Origin of the sequence: Silanimonas sp., assembly GCF_027530345.1 — a bacterium.
Lineage (GTDB): Bacteria > Pseudomonadota > Gammaproteobacteria > Xanthomonadales > Xanthomonadaceae > Silanimonas.
In genome coordinates this window covers 49,384-71,720 of record NZ_JAPZQK010000004.1, presented here as the reverse complement: position 1 = coordinate 71,720, position 22,337 = coordinate 49,384, and the positions used below count along the sequence as shown (strand labels likewise).

16 protein-coding genes are annotated in these 22,337 nt (G+C 70.0%); 12 read left to right on the top strand and 4 right to left on the bottom strand.

Annotated features, from left to right (window positions below):
* The first annotated feature begins 19 nt into the window (after positions 1-19).
* Entirely contained in the window at positions 20-670 is a 651-nt protein-coding gene (locus O9255_RS02360; RefSeq protein ID WP_297865223.1) for a hypothetical protein, read from the top strand.
* Between the two features lie 389 nt (positions 671-1,059).
* On the opposite strand, the gene O9255_RS02355 is transcribed toward O9255_RS02360, so the two are convergent.
* Positions 1,060-2,082 carry an IS30 family transposase gene (locus tag O9255_RS02355; protein WP_297865222.1) on the bottom strand — a complete coding sequence of 341 codons (1,023 nt, stop codon included), beginning with the start codon at positions 2,080-2,082 and terminating at the stop codon, positions 1,060-1,062.
* Between the two features lie 36 nt (positions 2,083-2,118).
* Here O9255_RS02355 and O9255_RS02350 point away from each other — a divergent pair, with 36 nt between their 5' ends.
* The 5 genes from O9255_RS02350 to O9255_RS02330 all read left to right on the top strand — a co-directional run bounded on the left by O9255_RS02350 (position 2,119) and on the right by O9255_RS02330 (position 8,108).
* Positions 2,119-2,364: a PHB depolymerase family esterase gene (locus O9255_RS02350; RefSeq protein ID WP_297865221.1), complete on the top strand. Its 246-nt coding sequence runs from the start codon at positions 2,119-2,121 to the stop codon at positions 2,362-2,364.
* Positions 2,365-4,119: a hypothetical protein gene (locus O9255_RS02345; protein WP_297865220.1), complete on the top strand. Its 1,755-nt coding sequence runs from the start codon at positions 2,365-2,367 to the stop codon at positions 4,117-4,119.
* Between the two features lie 31 nt (positions 4,120-4,150).
* On the top strand, positions 4,151-6,205 hold the full coding sequence (locus O9255_RS02340) for a M3 family metallopeptidase (RefSeq protein ID WP_297865219.1): 2,055 nt from the start codon (positions 4,151-4,153) through the stop codon (positions 6,203-6,205).
* A gap of 33 nt (positions 6,206-6,238) precedes the next feature.
* Positions 6,239-7,030 carry a hypothetical protein gene (locus O9255_RS02335; protein WP_297865218.1) on the top strand — a complete coding sequence of 264 codons (792 nt, stop codon included), beginning with the start codon at positions 6,239-6,241 and terminating at the stop codon, positions 7,028-7,030.
* Between the two features lie 103 nt (positions 7,031-7,133).
* Complete coding sequence (locus O9255_RS02330) at positions 7,134-8,108, top strand: helix-turn-helix domain-containing GNAT family N-acetyltransferase (RefSeq protein ID WP_297865217.1); 975 nt, start codon at positions 7,134-7,136, stop codon at positions 8,106-8,108.
* 29 nt (positions 8,109-8,137) lie between these two features.
* On the opposite strand, the gene ltaE is transcribed toward O9255_RS02330, so the two are convergent.
* The 3 genes from ltaE to O9255_RS02315 form a co-directional block, all read right to left on the bottom strand.
* Positions 8,138-9,154 carry a low-specificity L-threonine aldolase gene (ltaE, locus tag O9255_RS02325; protein WP_297865216.1) on the bottom strand — a complete coding sequence of 339 codons (1,017 nt, stop codon included), beginning with the start codon at positions 9,152-9,154 and terminating at the stop codon, positions 8,138-8,140.
* Between the two features lie 18 nt (positions 9,155-9,172).
* Complete coding sequence (locus O9255_RS02320; protein ID WP_297865215.1) at positions 9,173-9,703, bottom strand: cytochrome b; 531 nt, start codon at positions 9,701-9,703, stop codon at positions 9,173-9,175.
* A 73-nt stretch (positions 9,704-9,776) separates the two neighbouring features.
* Positions 9,777-11,516 carry a hypothetical protein gene (locus O9255_RS02315; RefSeq protein ID WP_297865214.1) on the bottom strand — a complete coding sequence of 580 codons (1,740 nt, stop codon included), beginning with the start codon at positions 11,514-11,516 and terminating at the stop codon, positions 9,777-9,779.
* Between the two features lie 358 nt (positions 11,517-11,874).
* Here O9255_RS02315 and O9255_RS02310 point away from each other — a divergent pair, with 358 nt between their 5' ends.
* The 6 genes from O9255_RS02310 (at position 11,875) to O9255_RS02285 (ending at position 22,163) form a co-directional block, all read left to right on the top strand.
* Positions 11,875-14,673: a TonB-dependent receptor gene (locus O9255_RS02310; RefSeq protein ID WP_297865213.1), complete on the top strand. Its 2,799-nt coding sequence runs from the start codon at positions 11,875-11,877 to the stop codon at positions 14,671-14,673.
* 147 nt (positions 14,674-14,820) lie between these two features.
* Complete coding sequence (yfcC, locus tag O9255_RS02305; protein WP_297865212.1) at positions 14,821-16,248, top strand: putative basic amino acid antiporter YfcC; 1,428 nt, start codon at positions 14,821-14,823, stop codon at positions 16,246-16,248.
* Entirely contained in the window at positions 16,241-17,377 is a 1,137-nt protein-coding gene (iadA, locus tag O9255_RS02300; RefSeq protein ID WP_297865211.1) for a beta-aspartyl-peptidase, read from the top strand. Before yfcC ends, iadA begins: the two co-directional genes overlap by 8 nt.
* Positions 17,378-17,486: 109 nt before the next feature.
* Complete coding sequence (locus O9255_RS02295; protein WP_297865210.1) at positions 17,487-18,494, top strand: hypothetical protein; 1,008 nt, start codon at positions 17,487-17,489, stop codon at positions 18,492-18,494.
* 58 nt (positions 18,495-18,552) lie between these two features.
* Complete coding sequence (locus O9255_RS02290; RefSeq protein WP_297865209.1) at positions 18,553-21,771, top strand: ATP-binding protein; 3,219 nt, start codon at positions 18,553-18,555, stop codon at positions 21,769-21,771.
* Positions 21,768-22,163 (top strand): response regulator, encoded by a 396-nt coding sequence (locus O9255_RS02285; protein ID WP_297865208.1) that lies wholly within the window; start codon positions 21,768-21,770, stop codon positions 22,161-22,163. The genes O9255_RS02290 and O9255_RS02285 overlap by 4 nt, the downstream gene beginning before the upstream one ends.
* The last annotated feature ends 174 nt before the right edge of the window (positions 22,164-22,337 follow it).

Genomic DNA, 22,337 nt, shown 5'->3' with positions numbered 1-22,337 from the left:
CATCACTGGATAGACCCGGATGCTGTGGCTCGCGCTTTCATTGACCTTCGCCTGCCTCGCGATCCGCGAGCTGCTTTCGCCCTGGAACCGCGACCACCCGCAGCCCATCCATCCGCCCTACCTGCTTCTCGTGAGTGCGATCGCCATCGGCTTCGCCTGGCCCCCGGTGTCCACGTGGCGCTTCGAGCGCTTCCTCGAATCACGGGCGCGCGTGTTGACGGAGGGCAGGCCGGTGTCGGTCCACTGCAATACCCTCTTCGACACGATGCTCGACCCGAACGCGCTGGCCGCCGGGCACGCCAACCTTGCGACCGGGGAGATCGTGCTGCAGAAACCGTGGTGCTCGACGCTGCGCGATTACCTCGATGACCCGGCGAGCGCCGACCAGCGCGGTATCCAGAGCCTGAACCTGTTCACCCATGAGGTGATGCACGTGCGCGGCTTGCTCGACGAGCGGGTCACCGAGTGCCACGCGGTGCAGTACAACCGGCGCATGGCCGAGCTGCTGGGTGTTCCCGCGCCGCTGGCGCTCGACCACGCCCGTCGCTACTACCGGGAGAGCTATGCCCAGCGGGCCGAGGTCGGTGGCCTCTCCGGCTCGTACTTCTCCCCGGAATGCGCCCCGGGCCGGGCCTTGGACCTGCGCCTGCCGCACTCAATCTGGCGGTAGACCCCGGGGGACTTCCGGCGGCCCGACGCAGTTCCGCCGTCAACGCCCAAGCCCGTGGTGCGTTGGTGGGTGGGAGTCGGGCATCAGCAAGGTGGGCCATGGCCCTTTCGAGGCACTTCTTGGTGTGGATGCTGGCGGTCTTGTCGCTGCCATTGGCCGATCCGGTCGTCGCTGCGCGGGTCGAGGCCGAGACGTGGACCGTCGGTGGCGTCGAACGCACCTTCCGGGTCGCGACCCCCGATGGCTGGGATGGGCAGACGCCCTTGCCGCTGGTGCTTGCCCTGCATCCCTTCGGCAGCAACGGGGACGCCTTCCTGCGCAGCTCCGGATGGCTGGACGTCTCCGATCGCCATCGCGTGATGGTGATTTCGCCGGATGGAAGCTCAGGCTCAAGAATCAAGTGCAACGCGTTGTTGAAAGAGTTCGATTTCCTCGCCAAGCGCTTCTTCTGGCGTCTTCCATCCCAAAGTCTTCCGCGGGCGGCCGTTGAGCTGTCTGGCGATGTCGCTTAATAGCGTCTGCGACACGCCCGACAGATCGGCGCCTTTTGGCAGGTACTGCCGCAGCAGTCCGTTCGTGTTCTCGTTGCTCCCGCGCTTCCAAGGCGAGTACGGATCAGCGAACCAGATGTCGATGTTCAAGCGACGCGCCAACTCGGCATGCTTCGCCATCTCGCTGCCGCGATCGTAGGTCAGGCTTTCCCGAAGAAACGCCGGCAATTTTTTCATCTGCCGCGTGAAGCTCGCCAATGCCGAATCGGCGCTGCAATCGTCCATCCGGCACAACACCACGAAGCGCGTTTTGCGCTCGACCAGCGTACCGACCGCCGACCGGTTGAAGGCGCCCTTGATCAGATCGCCCTCCCAATGCCCTGGAAGAAGTCGCTGCGCGATCTCTTCCGGTCGATGCTTGATGCCGCTGCCGTCGGGAATGCGCAATCCGCCGCGACCGGCCGCCGTCCGTCGCACGCGACCACGAGCAGGCTTTTCCTGCCGCAGCGCGGCGATCATGTCCTGCCGCAGTGCGCCTTTCGGATGCGCATAGATTGCGGCGTAGATCGTCTCGTGGCTGACGCGAGAGGCAAGGTCGTCGGGGTGCATGACGCGCAGTTTCCCTGCGATCTGCTCCGGCGACCACTGGCGATACAGCAGGTGGTCGCGGACGAAGCCGTAAATCGGCGTGCCCTCGATGAGCTTCCGTCTGCGGCGACACCCAACGCGACGCAGACGATAGGCCACGCCAGCCATCGGCGCTGCATAATTGCCGCCACCGTTGCGCTGCAGTTCGCGGGACAGCGTGGAGGGCGCGCGGCCGAGGAGTCGGGCGATGGCGGACATCGAATTGCCCCGCTGACGCTCCGCCATGATCACGCCGCGCTCTTCTGCAGAAAGGTGCTGGTACGTTCTGGGCATGCCCCAACCTTGACGTTCGGGCGTTGCACTTGGAAGTTGAAACTAGCAAGCCGTCGCGCTGGCGCCAACGGGTTCAACTGGAACAGTTACGCCTTCGACGGCAGCAGCCCCGACGACCTCGGTTTCTTGGCCGCGCTGCCGAGCGAGGTGGCCCGGCGCTGGCCCGTCGCCGCGACCCGCGTGTACGTCACCGGATTCTCGAATGGCGCGATGATGGCCAGTAGCCTGGCTTGCGCCCACACTCGCCTGTTCGCCGCCTATGCGCCAGTGTCCGGGGGGTGATTGAGCGCCTACGGCGGGTCGGAAGCACCCTGCACACCCGCTGCGCCGGTCGACATCTGGCTGTGGCGGGGTGAACGCGAATCGCAGGTCACGGGAACCTCCAACCCGCAGCCGCGGAATGTCCAGGATGCCGCGCAACGCGACTTATGGGTCGCTCACAACGGCGGCGGGATGCCGGTCTCGGTGACGGAGACGATCACCATCGACGGTCGGTCCGTGACCCATCGGACCCAGCGCTGGAACAGCGCCGCCGAGACGTGGTTCACCGAAGTCGCTGGCGCCAGCCATCAGTACTTTCCCGGTGCCGCAGAGCGCATCTGGAGCGAATTCTTCGTCGGCCGGCAGCTCGACGCGTCGACGCCTACCACGCCCGCCGACCCCGGGCTGGAGTACGCTTGGTCGCTGTTCGGCAACGGCGTCGCGAGAGGCGTCGCTCTGGCGGCCAATGGCGATGTGTGGGTGGCCGGGAGCTATGCCGGCTCGCTCGCCCTCGGCGGGCGTCAGATCACCAGCCGGGGTCAATCCGACGCCTTCGTGGCCCGCATCGACGCCAACGGACAGGTCTTGGCCCTGGCGGGCCTCGGGGGGGCTGCAAGCGACGTCGCGACCGACATCGTGGTCTCGGACGACGGCCGCATCTTCGTCACCGGAGGGTTCACAGGGGTATTGGGCGAAGGCACTCCCACCCTCCCGGCCTTCGGCCGGATGGACACCTTCGTCGCCGAACTCGACGCCTCGGCGGCGGTCGTCTCGGCAATCTCGATGGGCGGCACGGGGGACGACTACGGCAATGAGTTGGATGCGCGCGACGGCCGCGTGGCCGTCGCGGTAAACGCGAACTCGGGCATCAGCGTTCCACCCCTCGGTGCGCTGCCACATTCCGGCGGCGATGAAGGTTATGTCGTGGTCCTGGACGATCGCCTCCGCCCGCTGTCGTCGCACCAGGTGGGAGGCGCCGGCGCGGCGTCGGTGCGCGCCGTGGCCATCGGAGCCGGAATGATCACCTTCGCCGGCGAATGCTTGGGCGACCTGCAGATGCTCGGGGCATCGCGCCGCTGCGATGATTCCACCGACGGCTACGTCGCGGGGCTCTCCATCGCATCGGGCGAGGCCTGGGTCCGCTTCGCCGATGGCACCGGCCTGCAGTCGGTCCGCGGCGTTGGCATCGATGGGATGGGAAACGTCACGGCCTTGGGCCGCTTCGATGCCGCCGCACGACTCGACGCAGCGGTCCACCTGACCTCCTTCGGCAGCAAGGACCTGATGGTGTGGCGACTGGACTCGCGGGGCCGCACGCTGGGTGCGCTGCCGGTGGGAAGCGCCGGGAACGACGAAGGCGGCGAGCTCGTGGTGTTCCCCAATGGCGTGTTCTCCATCGCGGGGCACTTCCGGGGCGCGCCGGTCCTGAAGCGCCTGGATTCGCCGCCACACCAAGGTGGCGCCGACGAGGTCGTCCTGTCCTTTTCCGGTCGCGGCGATCTGATCGGCATCTCGCGCGGCGGCGGCGCGGGCGACGAGATCCACTACGCCATGGCGGAGTCGACCCGGGGCAACGTGACCGTGGGGACGTACTACGGCGACACCCGTTTCGGCAGCCGCGCGAGCAACGGGGAAGGGTTCTACGTCTCGTTCCGGAAGTTCGTCCCGATGATCGCGCCACGGGCTGCGGGAGGCGGCCCGGTGACGACCGGAGCGACGCCACCGGCGACCCGCAGCGATGCCGTCCGCACGGCCCGTCGAGATCCTACGCGGTGATCGATGCCAGCATCGTCGCTATCCTTGGGCGATGCGAACCACCGACAACCCCCTGCTCTCCCCGGCCCTGCTGCCGGACTTCCCCGCCATCACGCCCGCGCACGTCGTGCCCGCCGTCGAGGCGGTGCTCGCCGACTACCGCGCCGCCGTCGAACGGCTCGTCGCCGATCCCGCCGCCCGCGACTTCGATTCGCTCGTCGCGCCGCTCGAACAACTGGACGAGAAGCTCTCGCGTACGTGGTCGCCGGTGTCGCACCTGCACGGCGTGAAGGATTCGCCCGCCCTCCGCGAGGTGTATTCCGAGGCCGACGAGCACATCACCGAATTCACCACCGAGCTCGGCCAGCACCGCGGCCTGTACGACGCGATGAAGGCCGTGCGTGACGGCGCCGGCTTCGAAGCGCTCGACCGCGCGCAGCGGATGCTGGTCGAGGACAGCCTGCGCGGCTTCCGCAATTCCGGCGTCGCGCTGGAGGAGCCGGCGCGCACGCGCTTCCGCGAGATCCAGACCGAACTCTCGAAGCTGGACACCGCGTTCGAAGAGGCCGTGCTCGACGCCTCCGAGGCATGGACGCTGCCGCTGGCCGAAGCGCAGCTCGCCGGCCTGCCGCCCTCCGCGCGTGATCTGTTGGCGGGCCAAGCGAAAGCGAAGGGCAAAGACGGTTTCCTCGCCACGCTGAAGGGGCCGGTGGTGCAGGCGATCCTGGCCCACGCCGACGACCGCGCGCTGCGCGAGGCGGTGTACACCGCCTACAACACGCGCGCCTCCGACCAGGGGCCGCAGGCCGGCACGTTCGACAATTCGGAACGCATCGCCAGGATCCTCGCGCTGCGGCACGAGTCCGCGCAGCTGCTCGGCTTCCCGAGCGCGGCGCACGAATCCCTCGAGGACAAGATGGCCGGCACGCCCGAGCGCGTGCTCGCCTTCCTCCGCGAGCTCGCCGCCAAGGCGCGGCCGGTCGCACACCGCGAGCTGGAGGAGCTGCACGCCTTCGCCGCGAGCGAGCTCGGACTGCACGACCTGCAGCCCTGGGATGTCGGCTGGGCCAGCGAGAAGCTGCGCGTCGCGCGCTACGCCTTCGAAGAAGAGCAGCTCAAGCCCTACTTCGCGCAGCCGAGCGTGCTCAAGGGGGTACTCGACATCGCCACCGACGTCTTCGGCGTGCGCTTCCGCGAGCGTCATGACGTGGCGACCTGGCACGACGACGTGCAGTACTTCGACGTGCTCGACGCCGACGGCACGGTGCGCGCCGGCGTCTACTTCGACCACTACGCCCGCGAGGGCAAGCGCGGCGGCGCGTGGATGGACGTCTGCCGCACCCGGCTGGGGCTGACGGGGCAGATCCCGGTGGCCTACCTCACCTGCAATGCCGCGCCGCCGGTCGAGGGCCGCCCAAGCCTGCTCACGCACGACGACGTCATCACCCTGTTCCACGAGTTCGGCCACGGCCTGCACCACCTGCTCACCGAGATCGGCTGGCCGGCGGTGTCGGGCATCAATGGCGTGGAGTGGGACGCCGTCGAACTGCCCAGCCAGTTCATGGAGAACTTCGGCTGGAAGCGCGAGGCGCTGGACCGCTTCGCGCGGCACTGGCAAACGGGCGAGGCACTGCCCGACGACCTCTTCGCGAAGATGACCGCCGCGCGCCATTACCACGCCGGCCTGTTCCTCGTCCGCCAGTTGGAGTTCGCGCTGTACGACTTCCGTCTCCATCTCGAATTCGACCCGATGCACGGGCCACGCACCCTCGAGCTGCTGGACGCCGTGCGCGCCGAGGTGGCGGTAATCACGCCGCCCGCCTGGCATCGCTTCCCGCACGGGTTCACCCACATCTTCGCGGGCGGCTATGCGGCCGGCTACTACAGCTACCTGTGGGCCGAAGTGTTGAGTGCCGATGCTTTCGGCGCCTTCGAGGAAGCCGCGGCCGCCGCGGGTTCAGTGTTCGACGCGGCGACCGGTGCGCGCTACCGCCGCGAGATCCTCGCGGTCGGCGGTTCGCGCCCGGCGCTGGAGAGCTTCATCGCCTTCCGCGGCCGTGAGCCCGACCCGAACGCGCTGCTGCGAAGCTACGGTTTGGCCGCATAGCTGCCTTTGCCCTTGCTTGGACCCCCACCGCGCATGAAGTCCGCTCTCCGTCGAATCACCACGCCCCTGCTGGGTGCCTTGCTCATCGCCTGTACCCCTGCGGCGCCGCCCTTCCCCGAGGACGCTGCGGGCCAGCCGTTCTCCGATGATTTCGAAGGCGAGGGCCCGCTGCAGGGCTACACCACGGCCCGGGCGGAGGTGCTGCCCAGCGTGGCGCGCGCCGACGGCCGCTATCGCGCCGAGCTGAGCGACAACGCCAACAACAAGACCCTGCACTTCAACAAGGACCAGGGTCGTCTTGATGCCCGCCCGCTGCGCTTTCCCTTCGAGGTGATCGTGCGCAACGTGGGCATTGGCAGCCTCAAGGACAGCCAATCCCCGCCGCGCCCGGCAGACGCTTACGTCTTCGCCGGCCTGCAGGTGCATGCACCGGATCTGGAGGCGCCCGAGTCCGCGCATCTGGTGGTGGGGCACCGCGGCCGCACCCTGTTCACCGTGGAAGGCAAGAACACCCGCCGCGGACGCTCGGGCGTGACCGACGAGGGCGCGGGCGTGGCACCCGAAGGGCGCGCCGATCTGCGCATCGTCGGCCTCGAAGACCGCAGCCTTCGGGCGTACTGGCAATTGCCGAACCCGCAGCCCGGGGTGACGCCCGATGCATGGCGCGCCTACGGTGGCGACGGCCTACTGCCGGGACGAGCCCCGCGCTTTCCGGAATGGGTGTACGTCGGCCTGATCACTTACGCCCAGGGCGATGCCGGCTTGCCCTTCGTCGGCACCGCCGACGCCATTGAGCTCGTGGACGGGTTGCCGAAGCCCGAGTGAGCGGCGCCTCGCCGCAGGCCGGATGCGGCTCGCCGCCCAAGCCCTTGCAGCGCGCCGGCCCCAGCGATAGGTTACGTATTACGTAACCACTTCCGGAGGTCGCATGGGCCTGATCCAGGACGAGGGCGCACTGGCGCTGTCGAGCCGCCTCAAGCTGTTGTCCGAGCGCTGGTACGACCAGGTCGACGCGGCCTACCGTGAGCACGGCTCTGCCTTGCAGTCGCGCTGGTTTCCGCTGCTGCGCGCCCTGCAGGTGCAGGGGCCGTCGACCATCGGCGCCTTGGCCCGCGGCCTCGGCCTCACCCATCCGGCCGTGAGCCAGCTCGCCAATCGCCTGGTGCGCGACGGATGGCTGCTCACCGCACCCGGGGCCGACCGTCGCGAGCGTCGGCTCGCACTGAGCGCCAAGGCCGAAGCCGAACTCCTGAAGGCGCGGCCGATCTGGGCAGCGATGCGGGCGGGCGTGGAGGCACGACTCGCCGCCACCGGCGTCGACGTGCTCGCCGTGCTCGCCCAGCTCGAGCGCAGCCTCGACGAAAACCCCTTTCCCGCCGACGTCGCCCGCCGCTACCGCGAAGCCAGCGCGGGCTCGGCCGCCGTGCGACTGGTGCCGTGGTCACCCGACCTGCAGCCGCACTTCTACCGGCTCAACGCCGAATGGCTTTCGAAGTACTACCGCATCGAACCCTTCGACCATGAGGTGCTGTCCAATCCGCAAAAGCACATCGTCGACCCCGGCGGCACGATCCTCTTCGCGATGGTGGGCGATGAGGTGGTCGGCACCTGCGCGCTGATGCTCGATGCGCCCGGCGTCTACGAGCTGACCAAGATGGCGGTGACGGAGGCGCACCAGGGCCTCGGCCTCGGGCGACGGCTGATCGAAGCCGCCATCGACGAGTTCCGCCGGCGAGGCGCGCACACGCTGTTCCTGGAAACCAACGGGAAGTTGCAGACGGCCATCGCGATGTACCGGAAGGTCGGTTTCGAACAGCAGCCCGGGGTGAAGCCGGGAAGCCATTACGCCCGCGCCGACATCTACATGATCTGGCGCGATCCGGCGGGCGAAGCGACCCGATGAGGGCCGCGCGGGTCAGGCCCGAAGGCGATTCAACGCATCGCCGCCGAGAACGCCGCCACGGCGCGCGCGACGGCGGCATCGTCGATGTCGAGGTGCGTGGCGAGGCGCACGCGCGGGCCGCCGACGCTGGCGATGATCCCGTACTCATGGAGCGTTGCCCGCAGTCGCGGCAACGCGGCCTCCGGCACGGTGACGAACACCAGGTTGGTCTGCGGCGTCTCGACCGCGAGGCCGGCAATCGCCGCAAGTCCTTCGGCGAGAACGCGGGCGCGGCGATGATCGTCGGCGAGGCGTTCGACATGGTGGTCGAGCGCGTGCAGCGCCGCGGCGGCGAGCATGCCGGCCTGGCGCCAGCCGCCGCCCAACAGCTTCTTCAGGCGCTTGCCGCGGGCGATGAGTTCGGCACTGCCCAGCAGCACCGAGCCGACCGGCGCGCCGAGGCCTTTCGAGAGGCACACCGACACGCTGTGGAAGGGCGCGACCAGCGTGCGCACGGGCACGCCCTGCGCGACGGCGGCATTGAACAGCCGCGCGCCGTCGAGATGCAGGGCGAGGCCGCGCTCGTCGCAGAGCGCGCGCGCATCCGGGGCGTAGGCGAGCGGCAGCGGCTTGCCGTGCCAGGTGTTCTCCAGGCAGAGCACGCGGCTGCGCGCGAAGTGCGGATCGTCGGGCTTGATCGCCGCACCCACCGCCTCCAGCGGCAGCGTGCCGTCGGCCGCCTGCGGGATCGGCTGCGGCTGGATCGAGCCCAGCACCGCCGCGCCGCCGCCTTCGTATTTGTAGGTGTGCGCGTCGGCGCCGACGAGGTACTCGTCGCCGCGCTGGCAATGCGCCATCAGCGCGATCAGGTTGCTCTGCGTGCCGCTGGCGACGAACAGCCCCGCCTCGAAACCGAGATCCGCGGCCAGCCGCGACTGCAGCGCATTCACCGTCGGATCGTCGCCGTACACGTCGTCGCCTACGGCGGCGTGGAGCATTGCGGCACGCATGGCCGGCGTGGGGCGAGTGACGGTGTCGCTGCGGAAATCGGCGGTCGGCAGGGTCATGGTCGGCGAGGGTCGGCGTCAGAGCATCCGCTGCATGACGTCGTCGCGGCGGAGCCAGCGATGATAGACGGCAGCGAGCACGTGCAGGCCGATCACGCCGTAGAACACGCTCGCCAGCAGCTTGTGCGCGTCCTCGGCGACATCCTCGATGGCCGCGCCCGGCGCGAACAGCGGCGGGATGGCGAGGCTCGTGAACGGCACCGGGATGCCGCGACCTTCGCTCCACAGGATCAGCACGCCGAGGATCGGCTGCACCAGCAGGAAGGCGTAGAGCGCGACGTGCGTGAGGCTGCCCAGCATCGTCTCCCAGCGCGGCAGTGGCGGCGTGACGGGCGGTACGCCGTGGCGGGCACGAAGCGCGAAGCGCGGCAACAGCAGCAGCATCACGATGATGCCGGCCCAGAAATGCAGGGGCATCATCGCGCTGCGGATCGGCGTGCCGCGCGGAAACCAGCCGCGGAACTCTGCGAGCGCATAGGCCGCGGCGACGAGGCCCGCGACCGTCCAGTGGATCCAGCGTTGCGAAGCGGCGTAGCGGATCGTGCTCATGTCAGGCGTCCGTCGAAGGGAACCGGGGAGGATGCAGGATGGGGCATTCCCGTCGCCTCCGGTTTGCCGTCGATCAACGCGGAACGGCAATGCCTTCGCGAACGAAACGCAGACGCAGGGGACCAACGCCCTGCATGCCGCCCGCTCCCTTCCAACCTCGCGCCCCCTCCGCGCAACGGAGTTCCGCCACGCCCGGCGCCGCGGGCAGCTGCACGCTGGTTCCGCAACGCCACGCCAGACGCTGGGCGGCCGTGCGCAGCGCCCCCGCCTCGAACGCGGAGTCAGGCAGCGGCACACGCTGGCGCGTGGCGCGCGAGGCCTCCGCGTCGAGGACGAGGCTGACGCGCTCGCCACCCTCGGCCGAGGGCTCGACCACCAGCACGGCGCCCGGCGCGAGGTACCAGGCCTCGACCTCGTCGCGCATCGCCGCATCGCGGCGCATCACCCAACCGCCGGATTCACCCACCGCGCGGATCTCGCGACGACCGTCGCGCTCGCGCAACAGCAGAGCCGACGTCTCGTCCGCCCCATAGCCCCAGCGCGCGTCGGCGGCCTGCATCGCCATCAACAGTCGCAGCTCGCGCGCGCGCTCCGAGAAGTGGGTGTCGACGATCGCGTCTTCCGCCAGCCGCAGCCCACCGGCCGGCCACAGCGTCAGCACATCTTCGGGCAGACCGCCGCAGCGCCCGCCACGCGTGCAGCCCGGCTCCGGCGGCGGCGCCACGCGTGCGGCGCGCGACACGGCAGCTTCGACATCGCCATTGCCGAGCATCCACGAGCCACTCTGCACGGCCGCTCCCGCGCTGGTGCCACCGACGACCACCCGGCCTTCCGCATGCGCCTGACGCAGTTCCAGCAGCCAGTCGTTCGGCGAATCATCGGCCCGCACGAAGGCCTGCCGATGCCGCCACTGGTCACCCCCGGCGAAGAAAACGCCCTGCACCTGCAGCATCAGGGCCGGCTGCGAGGCGCAGTGCGCGCGCTGATAATCGGCGAGGTCGGGGTACACGGCCTCGCGGTTGGGAAGCCGGAGGCGTTCGACGCGAAGTCGCGGCAACGCCGCGCAATCCCCCGACTCGAACCGCGCCGCGGCCGCTGCGGCATCCACCGGCCACCACACCGCGTCGGCGCCGAGCTCGCGGAACACGTCGACGTAGAAATCCACCGCATCCATCGGGTCGAAGCCCGAGGCCGTCACCACGGCGATCTTCGGCCGTCCCGTGGTGCGCGCCTGCGCCTCCGCGACGAAAGCACGCAGCACATCGACACCGCCGCGCACGCGGCTGCGCGCCGGCAGTGCGCGTTCGAGCGGGCGCGCGCCACCCTCCGTGCGCTGGGGCACTTCCAGCGCGGCCATCACCGCCGCGCGTTCGACGTCCAGCAGCACCGACCACGGCCGGCGGCGGTCCGTTTCGGCGCAACCACCACCAAGGCAGGCCTCGGCGAATGCCGATTCCAGGCGCGCTGCATCGAACACGTCCCCAGCGTTTCCACCCGTCGCGTCCAAAGCGCGTTGCCCCTGCGCGAGCATCGCCGCCACGTCGTCGCGCGAGGGCGCACCGGGCAAGGACCACAGGGCCGGATCGAGCGCACGGGCGATGCCAGCGTCGTCGACGCGGAAGCGCGCGGGGCCGCGGGTCGCGTCGCTCGGTGCGGTCGCGCACGCACGTGGCGAGAGGTCGGAACAAACCGCCAGCGCACCGCCCGCCAGCAGCAGGCTGCGCGTCGGCCCGTCGGCCGGGACCGACGCCCAAGCGACGCTACCGATCCCCGTGAAGGCCAGCAAAGCAGCGCGCAAAAACAGTGAATCCATGTCCGAAACCACCCCGATCAGCGACGGAAGGCGCCGATGTTTAGCAGGTTTCATCCGTCGGCACTTGACGGCGTGGAAATGAACAAAGTATGAAAGCAGCACGTTTCCGGTCCACCGAAATGCCCAAGCCACGCAACCACATCCGGCACATCGCCCGGACTTTCTATCTCAGCGAGTGGTGGGACGAGTAGATCCCATCGGCTGAGCTCCTTCGTGCCGCAATGGCGCGAAGCGAGGTTGCGTTCGCGTTGCCGTCGTTCGACGGCGGCGCCGTGCATCGGGGCCATCCATGCCCCAAGACCAGACCCTGACGACTGCGCCCGTGGCGCGGTCGTCCGTCGACCCTGAGGAAACCGCCATGCTGTCCAAGAAGCCTCTCAGCGCCACGATCGCGCTGCTCCTCGCCACGTCCGTTGCCGCGCAGGCCCAGTCGCCTGCCGCCGAAACCGACGACGCCAAGACCCTCGACGCCGTCACCGTCACCGGCACCAACCTGCGTGGCGTCGATCTCGCCGAAGCGCAGCCGGTGCAGGTCATCGACGCGGTCAAGATCGAACGCCTCGGCCTCGCCTCGATCGGCGACGTGCTGAAGCTGATCTCCGAGACCGGTGGCGGCACCGGCAACTTCAGCACCGCCACCTCCGGCGCGCTGCAGGCCGATTCGCCGGCCGGCATGGCCGGCGCCTCGCTGCGCGGCCTCGGCGCCGGCTCCACGCTGACGCTGGTCAACGGCCGTCGCGTCGCTGCCAGCTCGTTCTCGAACGGCGTGCGCTCGGAGAACTTCGTCGACATCAACGCCATCCCGATGGCGGCCGTCGAGCGCATCGAAGTGCTGTCCGCCGGCGCCTCGGCCATCTACGGCGCCGACGCCGTCGCCGGCGTCATCAACGTCGTGCTGCGCCAGAGCTTCGACGGCGTGCGCACCGCCGTCAGCATCGGCGATTCGACCGCCGACGGCGACGAAGCCAAGCTCAACGCCAACCTGTTGGCTGGCTTCAGCACCGACACGGTCGAAGGCTTGGTCGTGATCGACGCCTTCCGCCGCAACGGCTTCTACAACCGCGACCGCGCGATCACCGCCAACGAGCGCGTGCCGTCGCAGCAGGGCATTTTCCCGAGCTACAACTGGGGCAGCTTCAGCCGCGACGACTTCGTCGAAGCCAGCTGCCCGTCGGGCCAGCGTTTCGACGGCCGCCCGGGCTTCCCGCTCGGCAGCCTCGGCGCCTATTGCGCCGTCGACCGCAGCGACTACACCGCCTTCGACCCGCAGCTCGAGCAGCTCGGCCTCTACGGCACGTTCAACGCGCGCCTTGGCGACAGCCTCGCCTTCTTCAGCGAAGTGCAGCTGCAGCGCAACGAGAGCTTCGCCACCAGCGCGCCGGCGCCGTGGTCGCAGGCCACCATCGCGTTCAACCACCCGAACATGCCGGCCGAACTTCGCACCCGCCTGCTGGCCGGTGGGCTCGGCGCCACGCAGGACATCGTCGGCTGGGGCCGCTTCCCCGACGAGCGCCAGATCGACGTGGAGACGAAGAATTGGCGCGCGCTCGCCGGCCTGCGCGGCGAGCTCAACGACGACTGGGGCTGGGAAGCCGCCGTCGGGTACGGCCGCAGCGAGTCCGAACAGATCGCCAGCGGTGGCATCTACAACCGCCTGCGCACGCTCGCCGCGCTCCGCGGCCGCCTCTGCGCCGATGGCACCACGACCTGTACGCCGACCACGGGCGGCCTCTGGTACAACCCGTTCGGCGGCCAAGCCACGCAGGATCCCAACGTGATGCGGCTGCTCCGCGACACGGTGCCGCGCAACGGTGAATCGACCACGCTGAGCGCCGACCTCAAGTTCAACGGCATCGCCGGCGCCATCGGCGACCGCGACATCGCCTGGGCCGTCGGTCTCGAAGGCCGCCGCGAGGACATCGCCGACCGTCCGTCGCCGCTCGCTGAGGTGAACCGCCTCACCGGCCAGCCCGGCGTGTTCGGCTTCGGCTCGAAGTCGGCGAATGCTGATCGCAATGCGTCGGCCGTGTTCGTCGAATCGCTGCTGCCCTTCACCGACACGTTCGACGTTCGTCTCGCCGGCCGCTACGACCACTACTCCGACTTCGGCGGCGACTTCAATCCGTCCGTTGGCCTGCGCTTCCGCCCGAGCGACGCGCTGGTCTTCCGCGCCGGCTGGAACACCGGCTTCCGCGCACCGTCGCTGGCGCAAGCGGGCAGCGGCACCACCGCGGCCTCGTTCACCCTGCCCTGCGCCTCGGGCAGCGAGTTCTTCGCCAACTGGTGCGGCAGCCGTTCGGGCCGCCCGACCATCCTGAGCCAGGTACTCGCCAATCCGGATCTCCAGCCGGAGACTTCGGAGGCGTGGAATGCCGGCATGGTGTGGTCGCCGCTGGAACGCACCACCGTCAGCATCGACTACTGGAACTTCGACCAGAAGAACACCGTCGACGTCGACTACTTCGGCCTGCTGCGTGCCGCGCTCACCAACCCGTCGCTGATCTACACCTTCGCGGATGGCAGCCGCCCGCGTCCGGTCAACGCGCCGGGCATCGAAACCGCCAGCGGCGGTGTCGGCCGCGTGTCGACCGGCGAAGTGTTCGCGCCGCTGCAGAACATCGGCGTCCAGCGCACCAACGGCTGGGACCTCGCCATCGACCACGGCCTCGCCGAGGACTTCCTCGGCGGCCGCCTCGACCTGTCGATCGACGCCACCCGCGTGCTCTCGTTCGAGCGCTCGGAATCGTGCTCGCCGCAGGTCGCACCGCTGCGCGGCGATGGAGCCTGCGTCGGCGGCCAGCGCCTCGTCGAGCTGAATGGCGAGTACCGCTATCCGAAGTGGCGCGGCACGGTGGCGCTGGACTGGACCAGCGAGGACTTCGACGCCGCCCTCTGGGCCAGCTACACCGGCTCGTACTACGACGATTTCCGCTTCGACCCGGCGGCGATCGCGACGACGGCGCGCGTGGCCTCGTGGACCACGTTCAACGCCTCGTGGGGCTGGAACATCAACGAAACGCACCGCGTCTCGCTGCAGGTGAAGAACCTCACCGACCGCGATCCGCCGCGTGCCCTCGGCGCCAGCGCGTGGGTCGACACGTTCAACCACGACGCGATGGGCCGCTTCGTCACGTTGAACTGGATCGGCCGCTTCTGATCCGCCGCGCCTGATCCCTCGCTTGGACGGCCCACCGGCGCACCGGTGGGCCTTCGGGGCACGGACGCCCCACCTTTCCTGCGCTACCGTGGCCGCCCAACGCGGCCACGGCGCGTCGCGCTTCGCCCCTTCGTCCCGGACTTGCGAATGACTTCCACCGCCGCGCCATCGCGCGCGCCCGACACGCTGCTGGTCCTGCTCGCCGTCGCCCTCGTGCTGGCAGCGATCGTGCCCTTCGTGCCTGCCGGCTTCTTCGCGCCCGGTCAGCCGATGTCGCTGGCCAGCTTCCAGCCCGGCGAGTCCGCGCTCGGGCTGCGCCTGTTCTCCAGCGACGCCGACCATCCTGGCGTGCTCAACCTGTTCTTCGATGGCTTCACGTCGGGCAGCCGCAACGGCGCCGCGATCGGCGTGATCGCCTTCGTGCTCACCGTCGGCGGCGCCTTCGGCCTGGTGCAGGCCAGTGGCGCCATCGACAACGGGCTTAAGCGCCTCATCGCGCGCTTCGGCCATCGCCCGCGCCTGCTGCTCGCCGTGCTGTTCGTCGCCTTCTCCACCGGCGGCGCGGTGTTCGGCATGGGCGAGGAGACCATCGCCTTCCTCGCCCTGTTGCTGCCGCTGATCCGCCGCCTCGGCTACCCGCCGGAGACCGGCGTGATGGTGACCTACATGGCCAGCCAGATCGGCTTCGGCACCTCGTGGATGAACCCCTTCAGCGTCGCCGTGGCGCAGGGCATCGCCGGATTGCCACTGCTCTCGGGCGCGCCGTTCCGGATGGCGATGTGGGCGGGCTTCACCGCGGTGGGGCTGGCCTTCGCCCTGCGTTACGCGACGGCGCACCGCCGTGCACCGGAGGCGACGGATGCGGGAGACGCGACGGCCACCGCCGGCACGGCGAGCGCGCCCCTCGGCTGGGTCGACCATGCCGTGCTGTGGGCGACGCTGGCCACGGTCGCGTGGATCGTCTGGGGCGTCACCGTCGCCGGCTACTACATCGCCGAGATCGCGACGCAGTTCTTCGCGCTCGGCCTGTTCGCCGGTGTCGCCGCGGTGCTTGGCGGCCGCATCAGCGCCAATGGCGCGGTGCAGGCGTTCACCGATGGCGTGCGCGCCCTCGTGCCGGTGGTGCTGGTGATCGCCGTGGCCAAGGGCATGCTCGGCATCCTCGGCGGCAGCGACCCGCACGCGCCGTCCGTGCTCAACACCGCGCTCTACAGCATGGGCAGCGCCATCGCCGGCATGCCCGAACTGGTCGCTGCGTGGGGCATGCTCGCGGTGCAGTCGGTGTTCAACTTCTTCGTGAGCTCCGGCAGCGCCCAGGCCACGATCACCATGCCCTTGATGGCGGGCCTCGGCGAGCTCGTCGGGGTCAGCAAGCAGGTCAGCGTGTTGTGCTTCCAACTCGGCGACGGGTTCACCAACCTGGTGATCCCCACCTCCGCCGCCATGATGGGTGCCATCGGCGTGGCCGGCCTCGGCTGGCTCGCGTGGGTGCGCATCATCTTCCGTTTCATGCTGCTGCTGATGGCGCTCTCCGCCCTCACCGTGGCCCTTGCCGTCGGGATCGGTTATGTCTGAACTGCTGTGGATCCGCGACGCGGAGTTGATGACGCCGGCACCCGCCGGGCGGGGCGATGTGCTGGTCGCGAACGGCCGTGTGTTGGCGATGGGCACGGGCCTCGATCCGCGCGGCTGCGGCGTGCCGGTGCGGATCATCGATGCCGCCGGGCATTGGCTCTGCCCCGGCCTCGTCGATGGTCTCGTGCACTTCGGCGGCGGCGGTGGCGAAGGCGGTTTCGCCACGCGCATGCCGCCGCTCGCAGCGTCCACGGCGCTCGCCGCGGGCGTGACGACGATGATCGGCGCACTCGGCACCGACGACGTCACGCGCAGCCACGCCGACCTGCTGGCCTGCGCGCGGGCGCTGGCCGCCAGCGGCCTGTCGGCCTACACGCTCACCGGGTCCTACCAGGTCCCACCGGTCACGCTCACCGGCAGTGTCCGCGGCGACCTCGCCTTCATTCCGGAGATGATCGGCCTCGGCGAGATCGCCATCGCCGACCACCGCGGCTCGCAGCCCAGTGCGGCAGAGCTGGCACGGCTCGCGTCGGACGCGCGCGTCGGCGGCATGCTCGCCGGCAAGTCGGGCACCGTGCTCGTGCACTGCGGTGAAGCGCCCGAAGGGCTGGCGTTGCTGCGCGAGGCGAGTTCGCGTTGGCCGGTGCCGATCAAGCAGTGGCATCCCACGCACGTGAACCGGAACGCCCGCCTGCTCGCGGACGGTTTCGCCTTCGTCCGCGAAGGTGGCAGCATCGATTTCACCACCAGCAGCACGCCGGATTTCGTCGCCGCGGGGGAAGTTCCCGCCGCGCTCGCCTTGGCCGACGCGCTCGCCGCCGGCTTGCCGATCGAACGATTGACGATGAGCTCCGACGGCCAGGCCAGCCTGCCGCACTTCGATGCGCAAGGACGGCTGGTCTCGCTCGAAGTCGCCCCGATCAGCAGCCTGCTGTCCAGCGTCCGCGAGGCCGTCGAGCTGCACCGGCTGCCCCTCGCCACCGCGCTCGCCGCGGCGACGTCCTCTCCCGCGGCGGTCTGGGGACTCGCGCACAAGGGCCGCATCGCACCGGGCCTCGATGCCGACCTCATCCTGCTCGACCGCGACACCCTCGCGCTGCGCTGGACGATGGCCGGCGGCCGACTCTGAACGGCGCGGCACGCGACGGCCGCTGAACAGCGGCGTCGCGACGGGGAGCTTTAAGTACGCATTCACTCCCGCGGCGGATGATGGATTGGCCCACCCGGAGACCGCCGCCATGCTGCGCCGCACCGCGTTCCTTGCCCTGTCGTCGCTGGTCCTGAGCGGCTGCGTCACCTACGAAGTCGTCGAGCGCCGCGTCTATCGCGAGGACGGAAGCTACACCCGCGTGTACGACCCCTACGAGGACGGTCGCCGCTACGAGGAGCGTTCGTACGATCGCTACGACGATCGCTATGGCGACCGTTACGACCGTGATGGACGGGTCCGCCGCTACGAGTACGACTCACCGCGCTACAGCGGTTACGACGACGACCCCTACGACCGCTGGTTCTACGGCTACCGCGGGTACGGCTCGGCGTGGGACCTCGACCCCTACTTCGGTTACAGCAGCGGTTCTTCGGTGCGCATCGTCTACGGCCACCGCGGGTACCGGCCCACGTGGTACCGGTCCTCGTGGTATTCACCGTCATGGTCGAACCGGTGGAGCTGGTCGCCCTCCTGGAGCAGCGGTTACCGGCCGTGGGGCGGCGGCTACTACGGCCATGGTTATGGGTACGGTTATGGGTACGGCTACACGCCGTCGCGGCCGCACGTGCCGCACCCGCACGTGCCGCGCCCGCACGTGCCGCGCCCGCAGGAGCCGCGCCCGATGGAACCGCGGCCGATGCCGAAGCCGGCCGTGCGCAGTGTCGGACTCGACGTCTCACTCCCGGTGATGACCGGCCCGAGCATTGGCGGCGAAGCGCTGCGCCCCGTGGCGCGCGAACAGCGCTGGGAGCAGCCCGACCAACCCGCGGCGATGCCGGAGGCTATGCCACGCGCGAAGCCGCAGCCCGGGTTCGTCGACGCGCCGCCGCAAGAGACGCCGATGCCGCGCTTCGATGAACCCCGCTTCGTGACGCCCCGCGACGAACCGCGTTTCGAACCCCGCGAGGAGCCCCGCTTCGAACCCCGCGAGGAACCGCGCTTCGAGCCGCGCGAGGAGCCCCGCGAGGAACCGCGCTTCGAGCCGCGCGAGGAGCCCCGCGAGGAGCAGCCCGTCGTCGAGGATCACCTCCAGTAGTCGACGGCCGGCGCCGCCCTGATATCGTCCGCAGATCGCAGGCTGCGGACGACCGACGTTGCCGAACCCTCTCCCGGAAACCGCCGCCGACCCGGCCGCCGTGACGCCGGGAGCCCGTGGCGTCGACTGGCGCGGGCGCAGCCTCGTCCTGCTCCAGTTCACCCTGCTCGCCTGCATCGCCAACAGCCTCGCGATGCAGCTCCCGGGCAGCACTCCCTTCCTCGTCGGGAACATGGCGGCGGTCGCCGTCGCGATGCGCTTCGGCCTGCGCATGAGCCTGCCGGTGGCGCTGGTCGCCAGCGGCATAACCGGAGACGTGCATTGGGTCTCGCTCGCCGTGCTCGAGTGCATGCTCGTCGCACGTTGGCGGCTGCAACCATGGAGCCCCTTCGGGCTCTGGTGGCGCGTCTGGCTGCCGCTGTCGCCGGTGGCCGCGTGGATCACCCTGCCCCCCGGCGTCAACGATCCCTGGCTCTGGCTGGCCGGGTTCGCCGTGGTGCTGGCGACCGGCGCCACCTCCATCGTCGGTGGCCGCCAGCTCGCCAGCGTCACGCGCTCGAGGCGGCAACGCGCGGGCCAGCCCATGGCCCTGCAGCTGTCCGTCCAACTCTCCACCCTGATGGCCGCGCCGGCGACGGTCGTCATCGCGATGCTGGTGCAATGGGGACACCAGGTCGACGTGCAACGCACGGCGTTCTTCATCGACGGCAAGGCCGAGCAGCTGGCGGTGGGCACGTCGGAGGAGGTCCGCCGTCACCGCGATGCCGTGGCGCAGGCCGCACTCACCGTCCCGAGCCTCGGCGTGGCGCCGGTGTTGCAACAGGTGTCCTCGGTGCAACCGGGATTCCTCTCGCTGCTCGGCGCCGACGCCCTCGGACAGGTGCAGTACTCGATGCTCCGGGGCGAAGCGCCTCGGCAGCGCGCCAGCGACGTTTCCGACCGCGCCTACTTCCGGGAAACCGTCGCGCGCGGCGAGCCCACCGTCTCGCCGGTGTTCCAGGGCCGCGGCATCGGCAGCGACCTGATCGTCGCGGTGGCCGCGCCCATCCGGGCGAACGATGGCCGTATCGATGGCGTATTGCAGGGCTCCCTCGCACTCGGCCAGCTGGTGCTGGAGGAACGGAACCGCCTCGATGCCGCGGCCTTGCGCTATGCCGTCAGCGATGCCGTCGGGCAGATCGTGATGTCCAGCCTCCCCGACCTGCCGGTGAAGACCGGCTCGGTGATCGCTCGCGAGCGCCTCGAAGGCCACGCCGCCCAGCCGTGGTGGGCGCAGCACCTCTATGCGGCACCAAGGTTGGTGTTCGATGCCAATCAGCAGTTCCTGGTGGCCGTGCACGATGTCGAAGGGATCGCCTGGCAGGTGCGCGTTCTGCAGCCGTTGCGTCCCCTCGAACGCCGGCAGACCCTGCGCTCCCTGCTGGCCGCCGTCCTCGTGCTGACCTTGATCATCGGACTGCAGCGGCTCGCGCGGCGCTTCGCCGAGAGCCACGCGCGCGGGCTGGCCCAAGTGGTGGATCGCCTTCGGGGGCTCGACCCCTCGCGGAACGGCTCCCGGCTCGCCGGCGCGATGGAAGCGAGCAGCGCCGAACTGTCGGAACTGATCCACGATTTCGAGGCGGCCGAGTCGCGGCTGCAAGCGATGCACGCGGCACTCCGCGACGCCGCCGAACAGCAGCAGGCGCTGAATCGCGAACTCGAGGCGCGCGTCGAAGACCGCACCATCGAACTCCGCCGGGCCTTGTCGCGCGCCGAGCATCTGGCCGCGGCGAAATCTAGCTTCCTCGCCAACATGAGCCACGAGCTGCGAACGCCGCTCGCAGCCATCCTCGGTTACTCGGAACAGGGCCTTCGCGACGACGCACGTCCCGGCGAGATGCGGCGCAGCCTGCAGACGGTCGTGCGCAACGGCCGCCACCTGCTCGAAATCGTCAACGACGTGCTCGATGCCAGCAAGATCGAAGCCGGTCAACTGCGCGTGCAGCAGCAACCGGTCGCGCCGCTGCCGCTGCTGGGCGAGGCCATCGAGCTGCTTCGTCCGCGCGCCCTGGAAAAGAACCTGCAGCTCGTGCTCTCGGCGCACTGGCCGCTGCCGGCGAAGGTGCTGGCCGACCCGCTGCGCCTGAAGCAGGTTCTGCTGAACCTGCTCAGCAACGCCATCAAGTTCACGCCGCAGGGTTTCGTCGCGGTGCGCATTCGTGCCGACGCCGCCACCCGCCAATGGTCGATCGAGGTCGAGGACACGGGCATCGGCATGGACGCGGCGCAATGCGAGTGCGTGTTCCAACGCTTCGAGCAGGCTGATGACTCGACCACGCGGCGCTACGGTGGCACCGGGCTCGGCCTGTACATCTCGCGCCAGCTCGCGCGGCAGATGGGCGGCGACCTGACGGCCACCAGCACGCCGGGCACCGGGAGCCGATTCCTGCTGACACTGCCGATCGGCCTCGATGCGCCCTGGCTCGAGGACGGCGAAGACCTCCCGACGACCGAAACGCCGGTGCCGCGCCAGACGCCGCGCCTGCGCGGCCGGGTGCTGCTGGCGGACGACGTCGACGACCTGCGCGCACTGCTGCGCGCCACGATCGAAGCCACGGGCGCGGAGGTCATCGAGGCCGTGAACGGCCGGGAGGCGCTGGACCGCCTCGCCGCCGCGGCGCCGGATCTCGTCCTGATGGACATGCACATGCCGGTGATGGACGGCCGCGACGCGGTGGCGCAGCTCCGCCGCGATGGTTATTCCATGCCGGTCTACGCCTGCAGCGCCGACGTGATGGAGGACGACGTCGCGGCATTCATCGCGCTCGGCTGCAACGGCGCGCTCGCCAAGCCGGTCGACATCGACGCGCTGCACGCCGTGCTGGCACGCCACCTGCTGGCGGCCGACACGCCGGCACCGATGGCACCTGCGCCCTCCCCCATCCCGGTGGCCCCCAGCACCCCGGCGGCGGCGCCCGACCCCTTGGCCGCGGCGCTCGCCCAGATCCGCCAGCGCTTCATCGCCAATGTGCCCGAGGAGCGCGCGACCTTGGCCGAAGCCCTCCAGCTCGCGTCGGCAGGCCAGGGCCGGGAGGCCCTCGTGCAGCTCGCGCATCGCCTCAAGGGCAGCGCCGGCACCTTCGGCTTCGACGCGGTGAGCAGCGCGGCGGGCGCCCTCGAACGGGCGGCCAAGGGGCCTGCGGAACCCACTGAGGGGCTCGCGGCGGCGCTCGACCATGAACTCGCCGCCCTACAATCCGACCGGTCGTCGACCCATCCGAAGGACGCCCCACCGTGAGCCTGCGCCCCCTCCGCCACATCCTCTGCGCCGATGACGACGCCGACATGCGGATGATCCTCGAGGTCGCGCTCGGCACTCTGGGCGGCTGGCGGGTCACCCTGGCCGCGGACGGGGAGGAGGCGATCGCCGCCGCGCGCTCCGACCGGCCCGACCTGATCCTTCTCGACGCCTCGATGGCCGGTGGCATGGGCGGCGCGCAAGCCCTCGGCGTGCTCCGCTCCGATCCCGAACTGGCCGCGATCCCGGTGGTCTTCGTCACGGGCCTGGCGACGGACGCCGATCGCGCCTCGTTCCAGCGCTTCGGTGCCGTCGACCTGATTGCCAAGCCGTTCGACCCGCTGACTCTCGCGGCGCGCGTGCGGGCCATCTGGCAGGACCTGCCGGGCTAAGCCCGGATTCCGGGCAAAAAAAAGCCAGGAGCTCCCCCCGGAACTCCCGGCTTGTGTTCCGGCCCTCCTGGCTGCGACGCTCTCGCGCGGCTGCCACGCCCCCCGGCGCTGGAATATGGCTGGAACGTTTCCATGATGCCTCAACCATAACGATTGCGCATCATGAATTTGTCA